The 17741-nt window shown below is 75.3% G+C and carries 17 protein-coding genes; 12 read left to right on the forward strand and 5 right to left on the reverse strand.

Features of this window, described 5'->3' with window-relative positions; all coding sequences use genetic code 11:
- Positions 1 to 12 precede the first annotated feature (12 nt).
- Both ACI78Z_RS06725 and ACI78Z_RS06730 read left to right on the forward strand, forming a co-directional pair.
- Complete coding sequence (locus tag ACI78Z_RS06725) at positions 13 to 1242, forward strand: saccharopine dehydrogenase family protein (protein WP_457035756.1); 1230 nt, start codon at positions 13 to 15, stop codon at positions 1240 to 1242.
- A 118-nt stretch (positions 1243 to 1360) separates the two neighbouring features.
- Entirely contained in the window at positions 1361 to 1660 is a 300-nt protein-coding gene (locus tag ACI78Z_RS06730; RefSeq protein ID WP_457035757.1) for a hypothetical protein, read from the forward strand.
- Between the two features lie 176 nt (positions 1661 to 1836).
- Here ACI78Z_RS06730 and ACI78Z_RS06735 read toward each other — a convergent pair whose 3' ends face one another.
- Together ACI78Z_RS06735 and ACI78Z_RS06740 are read right to left on the reverse strand one after the other, a co-directional pair.
- On the reverse strand, positions 1837 to 2721 hold the full coding sequence (locus ACI78Z_RS06735; protein WP_457035758.1) for an alpha/beta fold hydrolase: 885 nt from the start codon (positions 2719 to 2721) through the stop codon (positions 1837 to 1839).
- A gap of 2 nt (positions 2722 to 2723) precedes the next feature.
- Positions 2724 to 4082: a hypothetical protein gene (locus tag ACI78Z_RS06740; protein WP_457035759.1), complete on the reverse strand. Its 1359-nt coding sequence runs from the start codon at positions 4080 to 4082 to the stop codon at positions 2724 to 2726.
- 163 nt (positions 4083 to 4245) lie between these two features.
- Between ACI78Z_RS06740 and uvrC the strand changes: the two genes are divergently transcribed.
- The 10 genes from uvrC to ACI78Z_RS06790 all read left to right on the forward strand — a co-directional run bounded on the left by uvrC (position 4246) and on the right by ACI78Z_RS06790 (position 15311).
- On the forward strand, positions 4246 to 6303 hold the full coding sequence (gene uvrC, locus ACI78Z_RS06745) for an excinuclease ABC subunit UvrC (protein WP_457035760.1): 2058 nt from the start codon (positions 4246 to 4248) through the stop codon (positions 6301 to 6303).
- Complete coding sequence (gene rapZ, locus ACI78Z_RS06750) at positions 6300 to 7277, forward strand: RNase adapter RapZ (RefSeq protein WP_457035761.1); 978 nt, start codon at positions 6300 to 6302, stop codon at positions 7275 to 7277. The genes uvrC and rapZ overlap by 4 nt, the downstream gene beginning before the upstream one ends.
- Positions 7278 to 7285: 8 nt before the next feature.
- Entirely contained in the window at positions 7286 to 8368 is a 1083-nt protein-coding gene (locus tag ACI78Z_RS06755; RefSeq protein ID WP_457035762.1) for a gluconeogenesis factor YvcK family protein, read from the forward strand.
- A gap of 27 nt (positions 8369 to 8395) precedes the next feature.
- Positions 8396 to 9376: a DNA-binding protein WhiA gene (gene whiA / locus ACI78Z_RS06760; protein ID WP_457035763.1), complete on the forward strand. Its 981-nt coding sequence runs from the start codon at positions 8396 to 8398 to the stop codon at positions 9374 to 9376.
- 206 nt (positions 9377 to 9582) lie between these two features.
- Positions 9583 to 10587 carry a type I glyceraldehyde-3-phosphate dehydrogenase gene (gap, locus tag ACI78Z_RS06765; protein WP_457035764.1) on the forward strand — a complete coding sequence of 335 codons (1005 nt, stop codon included), beginning with the start codon at positions 9583 to 9585 and terminating at the stop codon, positions 10585 to 10587.
- A 26-nt stretch (positions 10588 to 10613) separates the two neighbouring features.
- Positions 10614 to 11807, forward strand: a complete 1194-nt coding sequence (locus tag ACI78Z_RS06770; protein WP_457035765.1) for a phosphoglycerate kinase — start codon at positions 10614 to 10616, stop codon at positions 11805 to 11807.
- Between the two features lie 15 nt (positions 11808 to 11822).
- On the forward strand, positions 11823 to 12650 hold the full coding sequence (gene tpiA, locus ACI78Z_RS06775) for a triose-phosphate isomerase (protein ID WP_457035766.1): 828 nt from the start codon (positions 11823 to 11825) through the stop codon (positions 12648 to 12650).
- Between the two features lie 34 nt (positions 12651 to 12684).
- The gene (locus tag ACI78Z_RS06780) at positions 12685 to 14472 is read left to right on the forward strand and encodes an ABC transporter substrate-binding protein (protein ID WP_457035767.1); all 1788 of its coding nucleotides are present in this window, start codon (positions 12685 to 12687) and stop codon (positions 14470 to 14472) included.
- A 46-nt stretch (positions 14473 to 14518) separates the two neighbouring features.
- Positions 14519 to 14752 carry a preprotein translocase subunit SecG gene (gene secG / locus ACI78Z_RS06785; RefSeq protein WP_091376136.1) on the forward strand — a complete coding sequence of 78 codons (234 nt, stop codon included), beginning with the start codon at positions 14519 to 14521 and terminating at the stop codon, positions 14750 to 14752.
- A 217-nt stretch (positions 14753 to 14969) separates the two neighbouring features.
- Positions 14970 to 15311, forward strand: coding sequence for an RNA polymerase-binding protein RbpA (locus ACI78Z_RS06790; protein WP_457035768.1), 342 nt, complete (start codon positions 14970 to 14972; stop codon positions 15309 to 15311).
- A 78-nt stretch (positions 15312 to 15389) separates the two neighbouring features.
- On the opposite strand, the gene ACI78Z_RS06795 is transcribed toward ACI78Z_RS06790, so the two are convergent.
- The 3 genes from ACI78Z_RS06795 to ACI78Z_RS06805 all read right to left on the reverse strand — a co-directional run bounded on the left by ACI78Z_RS06795 (position 15390) and on the right by ACI78Z_RS06805 (position 17599).
- Positions 15390 to 15548 (reverse strand): hypothetical protein, encoded by a 159-nt coding sequence (locus tag ACI78Z_RS06795; RefSeq protein WP_457035769.1) that lies wholly within the window; start codon positions 15546 to 15548, stop codon positions 15390 to 15392.
- 117 nt (positions 15549 to 15665) lie between these two features.
- A complete protein-coding gene (gene pgl, locus ACI78Z_RS06800; protein ID WP_457035770.1) occupies positions 15666 to 16481 on the reverse strand; it encodes a 6-phosphogluconolactonase in 816 nt (271 codons plus the stop codon).
- A complete protein-coding gene (locus ACI78Z_RS06805) occupies positions 16478 to 17599 on the reverse strand; it encodes a glucose-6-phosphate dehydrogenase assembly protein OpcA (RefSeq protein ID WP_457035771.1) in 1122 nt (373 codons plus the stop codon). The genes pgl and ACI78Z_RS06805 overlap by 4 nt, the downstream gene beginning before the upstream one ends.
- Positions 17600 to 17741 lie beyond the last annotated feature (142 nt).

A 17741-nucleotide genomic window follows, 5' to 3' on the forward strand; every position in this document is an offset into this window, starting at 1 on the left:
GAGGATGGCCGGGTGTCCGACCCCGCGCGCACGCACGACCTGGTCGTCTACGGCGCCACCGGCTTCGTCGGCCGGCTGTTCGCCGGCTACCTCGCCGGGGCCGCGCCGTCCGGCCTCCGCATCGCGCTGGCCGGCCGGTCGCGGAGCCGGCTCGAGCAGGTGCGCGGCGGGCTGCCGGCGGCCGCCCGCGACTGGCCGCTGGTGGAGGCCGACTCCGGCGACGCCGGCTCGCTCGCCGCGCTGGCCGCCTCGACCCGGGTGCTGGCCACCACCGTCGGCCCGTACGTCCGCCACGGCCTGCCGGTGGTCGAGGCCTGCGCCCGGGCCGGCACGCACTACGCCGACCTCACCGGCGAGGTGCTGTTCGTGCGCCGGGCGATCGACCGCACCGACGCGGCCGCCCGCGAGACCGGCGCCCGGATCGTGCACGCCTGCGGCTACGACTCCATCCCCTCCGACCTCGCCGTCCTCCTGCTCGCCGACCGGGTACGCGTCGACGGCGCCGGCGGCCTGCGCGACGTCCAGCTGGTGGCCACCGCCCGCGGCGGGATCAGCGGCGGCACCCTCGCCTCCGCCCGCGCCCAGGTCGGGGAGATGGGCCGCGACGGCACGGCGCGCCGGCTGGCCGGCGACCCGTTCGCGCTCAGTCCCGACCGCGGTGCCGAGCCCGACACCCCTCAGCCGCGCGACGCCGGTCCGCCGTCGCGCACCCCGGACGGCCGGTGGACGGCGCCGTTCGTCATGGCGCCGTTCAACACCCGCGTCGTCCGGCGCAGCAGTGCCCTGCAGGACTGGGCGTACGGCCGGGGGATGCGATACGGCGAGGTGATGGGCTGCGGGCGGGGGATCACCGGTGCCACGACGGCGACCGCGGTCACGGCCGGGCTGGCCGGCGTCGCCGCGGCGCTGGTCCTGCCCCCGACCCGCGCCGTGCTCGACCGGGTGCTGCCCGAGCCGGGCACCGGGCCCGGGGAGCGGACCCGGGCCCGGGGCTGGTTCCGCATGGACGTCGACGCGACCACCGAGAGCGGGCGCCGCTACCGCGCCACCGCCGCCGGCCAGGGCGACCCGGGCTACGCCGCCACCGCCGTCATGCTGGGCGAGACCGCCCTCGGGCTGGCGCAGGACGGTGACCGGCTGCCCGCCCGGGCGGGCTCGCTCACCCCGGCCACCGCGCTCGGGTCCGTGCTCGTGGAGCGCCTGCGCGCCGCCGGGCACACCTACGAGGTCGCCGAGGCCTGAGCCCCCCGACCGGGGGACCCCGGCGGACTTGAGCACAGGGCGAGCCCGGCCCTACCCTCCGTGTGATCGACGTCACGTCTGCACCCCGGCGGGACGCGTCCGCCACGAGGAGACGCCCATGAGTGCGCTCACGCCCGACTGTGACCCCGACCTGTCCACCTGCGGCTCGCCGACGGGACCCCCGCGCGGCGGCGGGCGGTCCTCGGTGGTCCTGCTCGTGCTGGTGACCGCCGCGGTGCTCGCCGTCACCGGCGAGGCGGTCCCGGGTGCGGTGGCCTTCCTGGCCGGCGGGGTGGGCCTGGTGTCGGCGCTCGTGCTGGGCGGCCGGGCGGTCCGGCTCGCGCGGCGGGCCGGCGCCGCGGTCGCGGCACGCGGGCCGTGGGCCGGTGCGGTGCACCGCTCGCGCCCGGTCGGGTGAGCCGGGGGACCCGCCCGCTCCCCGGGCCCGCGGGGCGGAACCGGCAGGCTGACCGGCGACCACGCCGTCCGAGGAGGCCCGCCCCATGACCAGCTCCGCTGCCACCCCCGTCACCTGGACCGAGGCCGCCGACGGCGCCCGGCTGGCCTGGACCGAGGCCCGGCTGGGCTGAGTCCTCACCCGCGGCGGGCCGACTCCGGCGGGCGGTCGGGCGACGTGCGGTCGTCGGCCGCCGCCCGGGGGACCGGCGTCCCGGACCGGGCCTCGACCTCGTGCCAGAAGGCGTCGACCCGGGCGTTCCAGCGGTCGGGCACCTCCTGGAACGGCTGGTGGGCCTCGGTCTCCCACACCTCGAACCGCGCACCCGCGATCGTCTCGGCGACCACCCGGCCCAGCTCCGGACGCCCGACGAGATCGACGCCGCCGACGAGGACGAGGGTCGGCGCGGTCACCTGTGGCAGCCGGTCGGTGGTGTCGTGGTCGACCAACGCGTCGAGGTAGCGCTGCAGGTCCTCCGCCGACTGCTTGTACGGGAAGGCGATCACCTGCTCGATGAAGGCCCCCACCGTGCCGTCGGCATGGGCGCGGGGCGTGTAGACGTCGAGGAAGAAGCCCTCGAGGAACTCGCGCTCGCCGGGAGCCGCGGCCGCCAGCCGGCCGGCGAAGCGCAGCCAGGTGCGCAGGTAGCCGTCCGGCCGGGCCCAGGTGCCCTGCAGCACCAGGCTCCGCACCAGGTCCGGACGGCGCAGCGCCAGCTCCTGGGCGACGATGCTGCCGCCGGAGAAGCCGGCCACGTGGGCCGACGCGATCCCCAGCGCCTCCAGGACGGCGGCCGCGTCGTCGGCCATCGCGGCCACGGTCAGCGGCTCGTCGGGCATCGCCGTCCGCCCGGCCCCCCGGTTGTCGAACGCGACCAGCCGGTACCGGTCGGCCAGCCCCTCCAGCTGGAACGACCAGGACTCGACGGTGTCCCCGGCTCCGCCGAGCAGCAGGACGTCGGGTCCGGAGCCCACCTGCTCGACCCAGATGTCGAGTGGACCCGCCCGCACGTACGCACCCATCGTCAGCCCTCCTCCGCGGGGTGCCACCGCTGCATGTGCTCGGCGTGCGTGCGGAGGTAGGCGCCGGGCCGGAAGAAGCGGTCGTAGAACTCCAGGTCGAGGTGGTGGGCCTGGACGTAGTTGAGGATGAACAGCGTCGGCACGGTGCCGGGGAACTTGCCGAACGTGTCGAGGACGTACTGCGCCTGCAGGGTCACGCACGCCTTGAACTGCTCGTCGTGCACCTGGGCGCTGCCACGGAAGCCCGGGCTGTCGGTCCACGGGCCGGGCGTGCGCGGGTGGAACGGCCCGCCCTCGCCGAACTTGCGCTCCGCGAAGGCCTCCACCGCCGCCGCCATGTCACGGTGGTGCGGCGGGCAGAACGCCTCGAAGACGCCCGGGAGCCCGGTGGGGTTGGGCACTGCCCAGCGCTCGTCCTCGTCGTACCGGAACCCCAGCCCGGGGACGTCCGGGTTCCCGGAGGCCCCCAGCACGGAGAACCGATCGATCCCGTCGAACATCCAGCCGCCCAGCCCCATCGCCTGGAGCAGGAGCACCCCGGCGTAGCAGGACGTGGCCAGCTCGGCGGTGGCCTCGGTCAGCGCGTACTGCTCGCTGAACGTCAGCGGGAACGGTGCGTCGACGTCCACCAGGTGACGGAACCGCTCGAGCCCCGGGATCTCGCGCCCGTTGACGTCGTCGAACACCGCGTACCCGTTCTGCGTGAAGAAGCAGAGGATCGCGAGCATGTGCTGGGCGATGTCGGCGACCGGGATGACCAGCAGCGAACCGGGCACGTTGACGCACCAGGTGTTGTGGCCCTCCAGGTACGGCTCCTCCCGGGGGAGGTGCAGGCGTCGGTCGGAGAGCTGGCGCAGTCGGCCCCGGTGGCGCTCCACCATGAGCTCGGGCGTGACCTCCTCGACGGCGGGGTCGACGAGCGCGCCGGCGTCCCGGGTCGGGAAGAACCAGACCCCCGAGTCGTCGGTGAAGAACAGCTCGGCGGTGTGGAAACCGGCCGCGGAGGGGAAGGTCCGCCCGGCCGCCCCGCCCGCGTAGTTCGCCGGGTGCGGCGCGTAGCGGGCGTTCCGCGTGATCGAGTGGTGCCACCCCGTCGTCCCGCCCATCGCGCTGAGCACCAGCATCCGCTCGAGGTCGGTGAGCGGCACCGGCTCGGCGCGGGAGCGGTAGGCCAGCGGGCCGTCGGGGATCTCGTCGCCGAGGGCGAACCTCCGCGAGCGTCGCCCGAACAGCGCGTCCACCAGCGGGAAGGTGGCGAGGTCATCCAGCGGTCCGGACAGGGTGGGCGGGGCCGGCGCCGCACGCGCCGCCGGGATGTCGCCGGTGCGGGTCGGGCTCGTCGGGTCCTGGGTCTGGCTCATGGCGTACCCCTGCGGAGACGACCTGACCGACCGAGGGTCGTGCCGCGGCCGACGGGCGGGCAAGGGGCGGAGGTCCCGGCGGAGTTCCAGCGATGTGGTTCTGTGGCCACATCCGTGCCCGGCGGACGGCGAACCGTCGTCCACCGCACCTAACCTGGGGTACATGGCCGACCCGTCCACGTACCGACCCGCGGTCGGCAGCATCCCGGAGTCGCCCGGCGTCTACAAGTTCCGCGACCCCAACGGCCGGGTCGTCTACGTGGGCAAGGCCAAGAACCTCCGGCAGCGGCTGAACAGCTACTTCGCCGACGTGGCGGGGCTGCACCCGCGCACCCGGCAGATGGTGACGACGGCGGCCGCCGTCGAGTGGACCGTCGTCGGCACCGAGGTCGAGGCCCTCCAGCTCGAGTACAACTGGATCAAGGAGTTCGACCCGCGGTTCAACGTCCGCTACCGCGACGACAAGAGCTACCCGAGCCTCGCCGTGACGCTGAACGAGGAGTACCCGCGGCTGCAGGTGATGCGCGGCCCGAAGAAGAAGGGCGTGCGCTACTTCGGCCCGTACGCGCACGCCTGGGCCATCCGCGAGACCCTCGACACCCTCACCCGCGTCTTCCCCGCGCGCACCTGCTCCACCGGCGTCTTCAAGCGCGCCGGGCAGATCGGCCGGCCCTGCCTGCTGGGCTACATCGGCAAGTGCGCCGCCCCCTGCGTCGGCCGGGTCTCCGCCGAGGAGCACCGGGAGATCGTCGACGGTTTCGTCGAGTTCATGGCCGGCCGCACCGACCAGATGGTCCGCCGCCTCGAGCGGGAGATGGCCGAGGCCGCCGAGGCGATGGAGTACGAGAAGGCCGCCCGGCTGCGCGACGACCTCGGCGCGCTCAAGCGGGCCATGGAGAAGCAGGCCGTCGTCCTCGGCGACGGCACCGACGCCGACGTCGTCGCCTTCGCCCAGGACGAGCTCGAGGCCTCGGTGCAGGTCTTCCACGTCCGCGGCGGGCGGGTCCGCGGCCAGCGCGGCTGGATCGTCGACAAGGTCGAGGAGGTCTCCACCGGCGAGCTGGTCGAGCAGTTCCTGCTCCAGGTCTACGGCGGCGTCGACGAGGCGACCGGGGTCGGGGAGGCGGGGGAGGTGGTGCCCAAGGAGGTGCTGGTCCCCGAGCTCCCCGACGACGCCGACGTGTACGAGGAGCTGCTCGGCGAGCTGCGCGGCAGCCGGGTCAGCCTCCGGGTGCCGCAGCGCGGCGACAAGCGGGCGCTGCTGGAGACGGTGGAGCGCAACGCCAAGGAGGCCTTCGCCCGGCACCGGGTCAAGCGCTCCAGCGACCTCACCGCCCGCTCGCTCGCGCTGTCGGAGCTGCAGGAGGCGCTGGAGCTGCCCGACGCCCCGCTGCGGATCGAGTGCATCGACGTCAGCCACGTGCAGCAGACCAACGTGGTGGCCTCGATGGTGGTCTTCGAGGACGGGCTGGCGAAGAAGTCCGACTACCGCCGGTTCTCCGTGCACCAGGGCACCGACGACACCGCGGCGATGGCCGAGGTGGTCCGCCGCCGGTTCGCCCGCCACCTCAAGGAGGAGGCCGACCGCCGGGACGAGCAGGGCCTCGCCGCGGAGGAGGGCCGGCCGCGCCGGTTCGCCTACCCGCCCAACCTGCTCGTGGTCGACGGCGGCGCCCCCCAGGTGGCCGCCGCCGCCCGCTCGCTCGAGGAGCTCGGCATCGTCGACGTCGCCGTCTGCGGCCTGGCCAAGCGGATGGAGGAGGTGTGGCTGCCCGGCGAGAGCGACCCGGTGGTCCTGCCGCGCACCTCCGAGGCGCTGTACCTGCTGCAGCGGGTGCGCGACGAGGCCCACCGGTTCGCGATCACCTACCACCGGCAGAAGCGGTCCACCAGCATGCTGGTCTCCCTCTTGGACGACGTCCCCGGTCTCGGGGACACGCGGCGGAAGGCGCTGATGAAGCAGTTCGGGTCCCTCAAGCGGCTCCGGGCCGCCACCGTCGAGGAACTGATGGCCGTGCCCGGCATCGGCCGGCGGACGGCGGAGGCGGTGCTGACGGCGGTGGCCCGGCCGGAGGAGACGGTGGCGCAGCCTGAGGGCGGGGAGGCTCGGCCGGCGGACGACACCGTCGAGACGACGACCGCCCCGGCCGGCCCGGCCGAACGCGGCACCCCCCGCAGCGGCGCCGGCGCCACCGCCGAGGTCGGGCTGGTGGCCTCGTGAGGGAGCAGACCGAGGCCGCACCCCGCGACACCGCGCACCTGGAGCTGCCGCCCGGCGCCCCCGGGCACCCGCACAGCGAGATCCCGGCCCCGCTCGATCCGTCGTCCACCGAGACCCAGCCGCTGGACGTCGTCGTCGTCACCGGGCTCTCCGGTGCCGGCAAGAACAGCGCCGGGCGGGTGCTCGAGGACCTCGGCTGGTTCGTCGTCGACAATCTGCCGCCGGCGCTGCTGCTGCCGATGGTCGAGCTCGGCGCGCGCGGCGACGTCCGCCGGTTCGCCGCCGTCGTCGACGTACGCAGCCGGGCCTTCTCCAGCGACCTGCAGGAGGCCATCCGGGTGCTCGCCGGGGCCGGCCACCGGCCGCGGATCGTGTACGTGCACGCGCGCGACGAGGTGCTGGTCCGCCGCTACGAGTCCAACCGGCGCGAGCACCCCCTGCAGGGCGGCGGCACGCTCATCGACGGCATCACCGAGGAGCGGGCGCTGCTCACCGGCATCGCCGGCGAGGCCGACCTGTGGGTCGACACCAGCGACCTCAACGTCCACCAGCTGCGCGCCACGCTGGAGAACGCGTTCGCCCGGGAGGGGGAGGCGCCGCCGCTGACCGCGACGGTGCTCAGCTTCGGCTTCAAGTACGGCCTGCCGCTGGACGCCGACCTGGTCGTCGACGCCCGGTTCCTGCCCAACCCGCACTGGCTGCCGGAGCTGCGCCCGCACACCGGCCAGGACCCCGACGTGCGCGACTACGTCCTCGGCCAGGACGACGCCCGGCCCTTCCTCGACCGCTACACCGACGTGCTGCGGCTGCTCATCCCCGGCTACCGGCGCGAGGGCAAGCGCTACCTGACCCTCGCCGTGGGCTGCACCGGCGGCAAGCACCGCAGCGTGGCCATGGCCGAGGAGTTCGCCCGCCGGCTGCGCGCCGACGGCGTCGACGCCACCGTCCAGCACCGCGACCTGGGCCGCGAGTAGTGGGCGCCGTGGGAACCGGGCTGCGTGGTCCGGAGCCGGACCGACCGCCTCGGGTCGTCGCCTTCGGCGGCGGGCACGGGCTGGCCGCCGCGCTCGCCGCCTGGCGCCGCATCACCCCCGACCTGACCGCCGTGGTGACCGTCGCCGACGACGGCGGCTCCTCCGGGCGCATCCGCCGGGAGATGCCCGTGCTGCCGCCGGGCGACCTGCGGATGGCGCTGACCGCGCTCGCCGGCGAGGACGCGGAGCCCCGGCACCTGGCGGCGCTGTTCCAGCACCGGCTCGGGGGCACGGGGGTCCTCGCCGGGCACCCGGTGGGCAACCTGGTCCTCACCGGGCTGGCCGAGATGCACGGCGGCGACACGGTCCGCGCGCTGGACGACGTGTGCCGGCTGCTCGGCGCCCGCGGGCGGGTGCTGCCGATGGCCGACGTCCCCCTCGACCTGGTCGCCCGGGTCGAGAGCGCCGACCCCGACGACCCGGCCCGCACGCGCACCATCCGCGGGCAGTCGGCGATCGCCGCGACCCCCGGCCGGGTGCGCTCCATCCTGGTGTCGCCGCCGGATCCGCCGGTGAGCCAGGCGGTCCTCGACGCCATCGCCGCCGCCGACGTCGTCTCGCTGGGGCCGGGGTCCTGGTACACGTCGGTGCTGCCCCACCTGCTGGTGCCCCGCCTGCGCGCCGCGCTCGCCGCGAGCAGCGCCCGCGTGGTCGTCGTCCTCAACCTCGAACCGCAGCCCGGCGAGACCGACGGGTTCTCCCCGGAGGAGCACCTGACCGTGCTGCAGGGCCATCTGGGCGGAGTGGCGTTGCACACGGTCATCGCGGACGCGGAATCGGTTGTTGACCGCTGTGGTCTCCTGTCAGCGGTACGTGAGTGCGGTGCCGAGCTCGTGCTGGCCCCGGTCGCCGAGGACGGCGGCGTGCCGCGACACGACCCGGCGCGCCTGGCGGGAGCGCTCCGCGAGGCGCTCGGGTCGGCGGCCGGGACGCGGCAGGGCATGGAAATCCGCGGGCGTGTACCGCAACCTCTCGTACCGGGACCGGTCCGAGGGGGCAACGAAGGGAACGCCGCACATGGGGCCTGCTGAGCCCGGGGGAACGTGGGGGTGGAACGCATGGCGATGACCGCCATGGTCAAGGACGAGCTGTCGCGCGTGGAGTGCACGAAGACCTCCGAGCGCAAGGCCGAGGTCACCGCACTGCTGCGCTTCAGCGGCGGCCTGCACATCGTCGGTGGTCGGGTGGTCATCGAGGCCGAGCTGGACACCGGCTCGGTGGCCCGTCGACTGCGCCGCGACATCAGCGAGGTCTACGGCTACACCAGCGGTGTGAGCGTGCTGGCCGGCGGCAACATCCGCCGCGGCGTGCGCTACCTGGTCCGCATCGCCAAGCACGGCGAGGGCCTGGCCCGGCAGACCGGGCTGGTCGACCAGCGCGGCCGTCCGGTCCGCGGGCTGCCGCCGTCGGTGGTCAGCGGCGGCATCAACGACGCCGAGGCCGCCTGGCGCGGGGCCTTCCTCGCGCACGGGTCGCTGACCGAGCCCGGCCGCTCGTCGTCCCTCGAGGTCACCTGTCCCGGCCCGGAGGCCGCGATGGCGCTGGTCGGTGCGGCCCGCCGGCTGGGCATCGCCGCCAAGGCCCGCGAGGTGCGCGGTGCCGACCGCGTGGTCGTCCGCGACGGCGACGCGATCAGCGCGCTGCTCACCCGCATGGGCGCCCACGACGCGGTGCTGGCCTGGGAGGAGCGGCGGATGCGCCGCGAGGTCCGGGCGACGGCCAACCGGCTGGCCAACTTCGACGACGCCAACCTGCGTCGGTCCGCCCGCGCGGCGGTCGCCGCCAGCGCCCGGGTGGAGCGGGCGCTGGAGATCCTCGACGGCGACGCCCCCGAGCACCTGCTGATCGCCGGCCGGCTGCGCCTCGAGCACGGCCAGGCGTCGCTGGAGGAGCTCGGCCAGCGCGCCGACCCGCCGATGACCAAGGACGCCGTCGCCGGCCGGATCCGCCGGCTGCTGGCCATGGCCGACAAGCGGGCCAAGGACCTCGGCATCCCGGACACCGAGTCCGTCGTGACCGAGGACATGCTCACCCAGTGAAAGGACCACCCTTCCCCCCACGCCTCGCAGGCTCGGCGCGGGACCCTGAAGGGTGGCCGTTCCAGGCTGTCACTCGGCCCGGGTCGCGCTCGCGGGCGACCCGGGCCTCGTCGTGCCAGGACCGATAGGGTCAGTGTCCGGTGAGGCCGCGCGCGCTGTGCGGCTCCGACGGCTCCACCAAGACGAACAGACATGGGAGGTCTGCTGTGACCGTACGGGTGGGCATCAACGGATTCGGCCGGATCGGACGCAACTTCTGGCGGGCTGCCGCGGCCAGCGGCAAGGACATCGAGATCGTGGCGGTCAACGACCTGACCAGCCCCGAGGTCCTCGCGCACCTGCTCAAGTACGACAGCATCCTGGGCGTGCTGTCCGAGGACGTCGCCGCCGACGGCGAGGGCATCAAGATCAGCGGGACCACCATGAAGGTGCTCTCCGAGCGGGACCCGGCCAACCTGCCGTGGGGCGACCTGGGCGTCGACGTCGTCGTCGAGTCCACCGGCTTCTTCACCAAGGCCGACGACGCCCGCAAGCACGTCGACGCCGGCGGCGCCAAGAAGGTGGTCATCTCCGCGCCGGCGACCGGGGACGACCTGACCATCGTCATGGGCGTCAACCACGAGAAGTACGACGGCTCCCAGACGATCATCAGCAACGCGTCCTGCACGACGAACTGCCTGGCCCCGCTGGCCAAGGTCCTGAACGACAGCTTCGGCATCGAGCGCGGTCTGATGACCACGATCCACGCCTACACCGCCGACCAGAACCTGCAGGACGGCCCGCACAAGGACCTGCGCCGCGCCCGCGCCGCCGCGCTCAACATGGTCCCGACCTCGACCGGTGCGGCCAAGGCGATCGGCCTGGTCCTGCCCGAGCTCAACGGCAAGCTCGACGGCTACGCCGTCCGCGTCCCGGTGCCCACGGGCTCGGCCACCGACCTCACCGTCCAGCTCTCCCGCGAGGTGCCGGCCGACGAGATCGACGCCGCCTACCGGGAGGCCGCCTCGGGCCCCCTGGCCGGGATCCTCAGGTACACCGACGCCCCGATCGTCTCCTCCGACATCGTCACCGATCCGGCCAGCTGCATCTACGACAGCAAGCTGACCAAGGTCTTCGGCCCGATGGCCAAGGTGCTCGGCTGGTACGACAACGAGTGGGGCTACTCGAACCGGCTCGTCGACTCCGTCGAGCTCGTCGGGCGTTCCCTCTGACCCGGCCGCCCGCCCCGACGACCGACATGCGATCCCTCGACGACCTGCTCGCCGAGGGCGTCTCGGGTCGGCGCGTGCTCGTGCGCGCCGACCTGAACGTCCCGCTGGACAAGACGACCAGGGCGATCACCGACGACGGCCGGATCCGCGCCAGCCTGCCCACGCTGCAGGCGCTGCGCGACGGCGGCGCCCGCGTCGTCGTCGCCGCCCACCTCGGCCGGCCCAAGGGGGCGCCGGACCCGCAGTACTCGCTGGCGCCGGTCGCCGCGCGGCTCGGTGAGCTGCTCGGCACCGAGGTGCCGCTGGCCGCCGACGTCGCCGGGGACGACGCCCGTGCCAAGGCGGGCGCGCTGGGCGACGGCGACGTCCTGCTGCTGGAGAACGTCCGCTTCGAGGCCGCGGAGACGTCGAAGGACGACGCCGAGCGGGGCGAGCTGGCCGACCGGCTGGCCGCCCTCGCCGACGTCTACGTCGACGACGCGTTCGGCGCCGTGCACCGCAAGCACGCCTCGGTGTACGACGTGGCGCAGCGGCGGCCGCACGTCGCCGGGCGGCTGGTGGCCACCGAGCTCGACGTGCTCACCCGGCTGACGCAGGACCCCGAGCGGCCCTACGTCGTGGTGCTCGGCGGCTCGAAGGTCAGCGACAAGCTCGCCGTCATCGAGGCGTTGCTGCCGAAGGTCGACCGGCTGCTGGTCGGCGGCGGGATGTGCTTCACCTTCCTGGCCGCCCAGGGCCACGGCGTGGGCCGCTCGCTGCTGGAGGCCGACCAGGTCGAGACCTGCCGGCGGCTGCTGTCCGAGGCGGGCGACCGCATCGTGCTGCCGCTCGACGTGGTCTGCGCGCCGGAGTTCAGCGCCGAGGTGGAGACGACCACCGTCTCCGTCGAGTCGATCCCGGACGGGCAGATGGGCCTGGACGTCGGCCCCCGCACGGTGGAGGCCTTCGGCCGCGAGCTCGGCGGTGCCCGCACCGTCTTCTGGAACGGCCCGATGGGCGTGTTCGAGCTGGCGCCGTTCCAGGCCGGCACCCGCGGGGTGGCCGAGGCGGTGGCCGCGGTCGACGGCCTGTCGGTCGTCGGCGGCGGAGACTCGGCCGCCGCGGTCCGCCAGCTGGGCCTGGACGAGGCCGCCTACGGCCACATCAGCACCGGCGGCGGCGCGTCGCTGGAGTACCTCGAGGGCCGGGAGCTGCCCGGCCTCGCGGTGCTCGCCGACTGAGCGAGGAGGACGGACATGGCACGCAGGGGCACCCCGGTCCGCCGCGAGGGACGCCGGCCGCTCATCGCGGGCAACTGGAAGATGAACCTCACCCACCTCGAGGCGATCGGGCTGGTGCAGAAGCTCGCCTTCAGCCTCAAGGAGCCCGAACTGGAGGCCGCCGAGGTCGTCGTCCTCCCGCCGTTCACCGCGCTGCGCAGCGTGCAGACGCTCGTGGCCGGCGACAAGCTCGAGATCGGCTACGGCGCGCAGGACCTCTCGGTGCAGGACTCCGGCGCCTACACCGGCGAGGTCAGCGGCGCGATGCTCGCCGCGCTGGCCTGCCGCTACGTCGTCGTCGGCCACTCCGAGCGGCGCGCGCTGCACGGTGAGGACGACACCGTGGTGGCCGGCAAGGTCCAGGCGGCGCTGCGGCACGGCCTGGTGCCGATCCTCTGCGTGGGGGAGGGGCTGGAGGTCCGCCGCGCCGGCGAGCACGTCGCGCACTGCACGACCCAGCTCGACGCCGCGCTCGAGGGGCTGACCGCCGAGCAGCTCACCGGGCCCGGCGAGGGGACGGGCATCGTGATCGCCTACGAGCCGGTGTGGGCGATCGGCACGGGCGAGGTCGCCACCCCCGAAGACGCTCAGGAGGTGTGCGGTGCCGTCCGGTCACGGCTCGCCGAGCGTTTCGGCGCCGAGACGGCCGGGATCGTCCGTATCCTCTACGGCGGGTCGGTGAAGGCCGCGAACACGGCCGGGATCCTGGCCGGGCCGGACGTCGACGGGGCACTCGTCGGCGGCGCCAGCCTGGACGGCGACGAGTTCGCGCAGATCTGTCGGACAGCCGCCGACGTCGGCTGACCGCCGCCGCCGGACGGGCGGGGAGCGGGTGGGGTTGGACAGCACGTTGGAGCGGGGCCCCGCCTGGGCGCGGGGCACCCGCGGCCGGGTGGCCGGCATCGCCGCCGTCGTCCTGCTGGTGGTCGGGGTCGCGGTCAGCTGCGCCGGCGCCGGCGAGGACAACGCCGCCCTCCCCGTCTTCGGCGGCGGCCCCGACACCGGGGTCACCGGGGTCCGGGCGCCGTCCGAGGCCACCGGGGGCACGCTGCGGGTGGTGACCGGCGAGGTCGACAACCTCGATCCGCAGCGCTCCTACCTGCCGGGTGTGTGGAACCTGATGCGGCTCTACACCCGCACCCTGGTCAGCTACTCGTCCGAGCCCGGCCGCACCGGCGAGCTGGTCCCCGATCTCGCCACCGACCTGGGCACCACGCCCGACGGCGGCGCCACCTGGACCTTCACCCTCCGCGAGGGCACCCGGTTCGAGACCGGCCAGCCGATCACCTCGCGCGACGTGAAGTACGGCATCGAGCGCTCGTTCGCCTCCGACGTCGTCGTCGGCGGGCCCACCCGGGTCGTCGAGCTGCTCGACGACCCCGCCAACCCCTACGCCGGCCCCTACCAGGACGAGACCCCCGGCCGGCTGGGCCTGGCCTCGGTCGAGACGCCGGACGACCGCACGATCACCTTCCGGCTGCGCGCGCCGCAGCCGGACTTCCCCTACGTCATGGCGCTGCCCTCGAGCAGCCCGGTCCCGGCGGACCACGACACCGGCGGGGCCTACGGCCTCGACCCGGTGTCCTCGGGCCCGTACGCGATCGCCACGCGGGACGACGTCACCGGCATCGTGCTCGAGCGCAACCCGCAGTGGGACCCGGCCACCGACGACCTGCGCACCGCCCTGCCCGACCGCGTCGTGGTCCGCACCGGGCTGACCGGTGTGCAGCGCGACCAGGCCCTGCTGGCCGGATCCGCCGACGTCGACATCTCCGGCTCCGGCATCCAGGCGCCGACGACCGCCCGCCTCGGTGCGGGGACCGGGGGCGAGGTGCCGCTGACCGACCGCATCGACGAGGTGGCCAACAACGTCGTCCGGTTGCTCGCGCTGCCCACCGACGTCGCACCGTTCGACGACCCGGCCTGCCGGGCCGCGGTCGCCGCCGTCGTGGACCGCGCCGCCGTGCAGGAGGTGCTCGGCGGGCCGGCGGAGGCCGTGCGCACCTCGCAGCTGTGGCCGCCCGGTGTGGACGGGGGCCCGGAGGACGCCGACCCGACCGCCGACCCGGCCGCCGCCGAGGAGTCCCTGGCCGCGTGCGGGCAGCCGGAGGGCTTCCGCACCGTGCTCGCCGTCCCGGACGCCCCCACCGGTGTGGCCGTCGCCGAGGAGGTGGCCGGGCAGCTGTCCGGCATCGGCATCGAGGCCGAGGTGCGCCCGCTCGACGCGCCGAGCTTCTACGCGACCGAGGTCGGCAACCCCGACCGGGTCCGCGACAACGGCATCGGCATCGTGCTGGCCACCTGGACCGCCGACGTCCCGACCCCCGGGTCCTTCCTCGTCCCGCTGGTCGACGGCCGGTCGGTGAGCACGGTCGGCAACACCAACTTCGCGCGGCTTCGCGACCCGGCACTCGACGGGCTCATCGACGCCGCCCGGGCGGCCGCCGGCGACCCCGAGGCGGCCCGCGCCGCCTGGCGGGAGGTGGCGACGGCGGCCGTCGCGACGGGCGCGTACGTGCCGCTGGCGGAGTCGCGGGTGCAGCTGCTGGCCGGGCAGCGGCTGCGCAACGGCGTGGTGATGGGCCCCTACACGAGCTACGACCTGGCGACCGCAGGCGTCGCCTGACCGCCGCCTGGCCGGGGGGACGCCGCCGGTCGGTTACCCTCGGGGCATGGTCGAGTTGGTCCTCAACGTGCTGCTGGTGCTCACCAGCGTGCTCCTCGTGGTGCTGATCCTGTTGCACCGCGGCAAGGGCGGGGGCCTGTCCTCGATGTTCGGCGGCGCGGTCTCCTCGCAGCTGTCCGGCTCCTCGGTGGTGGAGAAGAACCTCAACCGGCTGACCGTCTTCATCGGCCTGATCTGGACGGTCTGCATCATCGGCCTCGGCATCCTGCTCAAGGTCTGAAGAAGGACCCCGCGTCCCCCCATCCCTCGCAGGCTCGGGACGGGTCCCTGACGCGGGGCCGTTCCAGCACGGCACCACGCTCGGGACGGGGCCGACGACGGGCGGGCGAAGGCCGAGGTCAGCGGGACCAAAGTCCTCTCCACCCCTTCTCCCAGGCCATAGACTGCCCCAGCGGCCGCTGGTCGCCGCACACCGCTGAGACGCGCAGGGGGCACTGGTGGCTGGTGGTAACGCGATCCGGGGGACGCGGGTCGGCGCGGGGCCGATGGGGGAGGCCGAGCGCGGCGAGGCCGCACCTCGTCGCCGGGTGCCCTTCTGGTGCGCCTCCGGGCACGAGACCCAGGTCTCCTTCGCCTCCGAGGCCGAGGTGCCCGAGCTCTGGGACTGCCCGCGCTGCGGCCTGCCCGCCGGCCAGGACCAGGCGGCCCCGCCGCCGGCGCCGCGTACTGAGCCCTACAAGACCCACCTGGCCTACGTCCGCGAGCGGCGCAGCGACGCCGACGGCGACGCCCTCCTCGAGGAGGCGCTGGCCAAGCTGCGGGCCCGCCGCGGCGCCTGAGAGGACCCCTGCGCCTGAGAGGACCCCGTCCTCGCCGCCCTTCGTAGGCTCCGGGCGGGGCCCGGGACGGGACCGCGTCTAGTCCTGGGGCGGGCGCGGCTGCGGCACCGGGGTGTACGCCACCCAGGCCGCCCGCTCCCAGTTCCAGTAGCAGCCCGGGTGCCCGGTCCGTTCCCGGCGGACGAGGAGCCGTGCCTCGCGCTCGGTGCGGAGGACGGCGAGGGCGGGGAGCGTCATCCCGGGTCTCCTCGGGGGTTGCGGAACGATGGCTGCGGAACGGGCCGGGGACCTGCCGGCCGCGGACCGCAGTGTGCTCGCAGCCGCGGCCGCACGCCAGGGCCGGGAGGCCCCCGGTCAGGACCGCCCGTCGAGCTCCCCGGCGGCCTCGGCGTCCAGCAGCCAGCGGGTCGCCCGGCGACCGTGGACCCCGGCCGCGGGCAGCTCCCGCGGCGTCGCCCCCCCGCTCAGCGCCCGGGCCACCGCCGGCGCCTTCGCCGTCCCGGAGACCAGCAGCCACACCTCCTCGGCCGCGTTGATCGCGGCGAAGCCCAGGCTGACGCGGGTCGGCGGCGGCTTCGGGCAGTCGCGCACCGCGACCACCGGCCGCTCGTCGGAGACGGCGGGGGTGTCCGGGAAGATCGAGGCCACGTGCCCCTCGGGGCCCATGCCGAGCAGCAGCACGTCGATGCGGGGGAGCGACCCGCCCTCCGGCGCCGCCGCGGCCAGCTGCTCGGCGTACCAGGCGGCGGCCTCCTCCGGCTCGGCGAAGCCGGCGTCCGAGGCCGGTATCGCGTGCACCCGCTCCGCCGGGACGCCGGCTGGGTCCAGCAGCGCCCGCCGGGCACCCAGCTCGTTGCGGTCGTCGTCGCCGGCGGGCACCCAGCGCTCGTCGCCCCACCAGACGTCGACCGCGGTCCAGTCCACCCGCTCCCGGGCCGGCTCGCGGACCAGGTCGGCGACCCGCTCGAGGACGGCGGTGCCGATACCCCCGCCGGTGAGGACCACCGACGCCGTCCCGTGCACCACCTGGGCGGCGGCCAGCCGGGCGACCAGCGCCGCGGCCACGGCCCGGGCCAGCCGGTCGGCGTCGGGCTCGACGACGACGTCCGGGGGAGGGGAGCCCCCCGCGGCCAGGTCGGCGGCGATCCGGTCGCCGGGTGGGAGCGTCACGGGACGGCCTGCCCGGGGTCCCGCGCGCCCCGGTCGGCGTCGTCGATGCCCTGCTGGGCCACCTCGTCGGTGCCCTCGGAGTCCGGCGGGACGGCCGGCAGCGTCGGTCCGCCGCTGCCGGCGTTCTCCTCGGCGGGGTCGAACCACACGTACTCGCGCACCGCGGAGCGGTGTGCCAGGTCCGGGACGCCGGTGGTGGCCTCCAGTGCCTCCGCGAACGGCTCGTCGGGGTCCAGCCGGCGCAGCTCCTCGCCGACCAGGTCCCCGAGCTGGCGGTCGGGCAGGGCCACGGTCGCCTCGGGCCGGTACGGCTGGGTGATGACCGCTCCGCCGCGCCGGTCGGCCTCCACCCGGACCTGCTCGTCCTGGTCGAGGTCCAGCACCACGGCCGAGACGCCGCTGGGGCCGGGGCGCCGCTCGCTGGACACCACCGGGACCTCGCAGCCGGAGCGCGCGCTGAGCCAGCCGGCCAGCAGCAGCGCGGTGGCGTGGCCGGGGTCGCCCTCCACCCGGCCGCCCAGCACCCGGACGGCGTCGCCGCGCCGTCCGGACACCGAGTCCACCGTCGAGGTGAGCGTCGAGCGCCACGGCGTGCTGCGGGTCCAGGCCAGGTCCGTGTCGCCGGGGGCGTAGTCCTCGGCGCGGGCGCGCAGCGCGGTCAGCTGGTCCTCGGCCATCGAGCTGTCGGTGATCCGCCGGTCGGCGATCACCGCGAGCGCGTCGGTCGCCAGCTGCTCCGGGGGCGTGCCGTGCCACCAGGTCACGACCGGCGCGTCGGCCGCCAGCAGTGGCAGCACCACCGACTCGGCGTGCAGCGCCAGGCGGCCGTACATGCGCATGACCACGGCCTCGCCGGGGCCCAGCCGGCCGCCGATGAGCACCTCGGCGTCCAGCCGCGGGGTCGGCGCCTCGACCTGCCGGCGCACGACGATGAGCAGCCGGCAGGGGTGCTGCTCGGCAGCGGCCGTCGCGGCCTCTTCGGCCTCGGCGACCCGGTTCTCGTCGGCCACGACCACCAGGGTCAGCGCGACGCCGGAGAGCACCGCGCCCCCGGTGCGCCGCTGCGCGGCCAGCTCCTTGACCACCGCGGAACCCGTGGTGTCCCAGAGCGTCGTCATCGGGTCGTCTCCTCGCGGTCGGCGGTCACGGGCCCTCCTCGCTGGCGCTCGTCGGCCCGTGCCCGGGCGGTGCTGTGCCTCCGCGTGCCCTCGCGAGCTCGGTCACGGGCCCTCCTCGCTGGCGCTCGTCGGCCCGTGCCCG

The organism is Geodermatophilus sp. SYSU D01176, from assembly GCF_054050015.1.

Coding starts and splice junctions, on each gene's coding strand:
- ACI78Z_RS06730 (WP_457035757.1), top strand. CDS start 1,361: ATGAGTGCGCTCACGCCCGACTGTGACCCCGACCTGTCCACCTGCGGC.
- ACI78Z_RS06735 (WP_457035758.1), bottom strand. CDS start 2,721: ATGGGTGCGTACGTGCGGGCGGGTCCACTCGACATCTGGGTCGAGCAG.
- ACI78Z_RS06740 (WP_457035759.1), bottom strand. CDS start 4,082: ATGAGCCAGACCCAGGACCCGACGAGCCCGACCCGCACCGGCGACATC.
- uvrC (WP_457035760.1), top strand. CDS start 4,246: ATGGCCGACCCGTCCACGTACCGACCCGCGGTCGGCAGCATCCCGGAG.
- whiA (WP_457035763.1), top strand. CDS start 8,396: ATGGCGATGACCGCCATGGTCAAGGACGAGCTGTCGCGCGTGGAGTGC.
- ACI78Z_RS06770 (WP_457035765.1), top strand. CDS start 10,614: ATGCGATCCCTCGACGACCTGCTCGCCGAGGGCGTCTCGGGTCGGCGC.
- tpiA (WP_457035766.1), top strand. CDS start 11,823: ATGGCACGCAGGGGCACCCCGGTCCGCCGCGAGGGACGCCGGCCGCTC.
- secG (WP_091376136.1), top strand. CDS start 14,519: ATGGTCGAGTTGGTCCTCAACGTGCTGCTGGTGCTCACCAGCGTGCTC.
- ACI78Z_RS06795 (WP_457035769.1), bottom strand. CDS start 15,548: ATGACGCTCCCCGCCCTCGCCGTCCTCCGCACCGAGCGCGAGGCACGG.
- ACI78Z_RS06805 (WP_457035771.1), bottom strand. CDS start 17,599: ATGACGACGCTCTGGGACACCACGGGTTCCGCGGTGGTCAAGGAGCTG.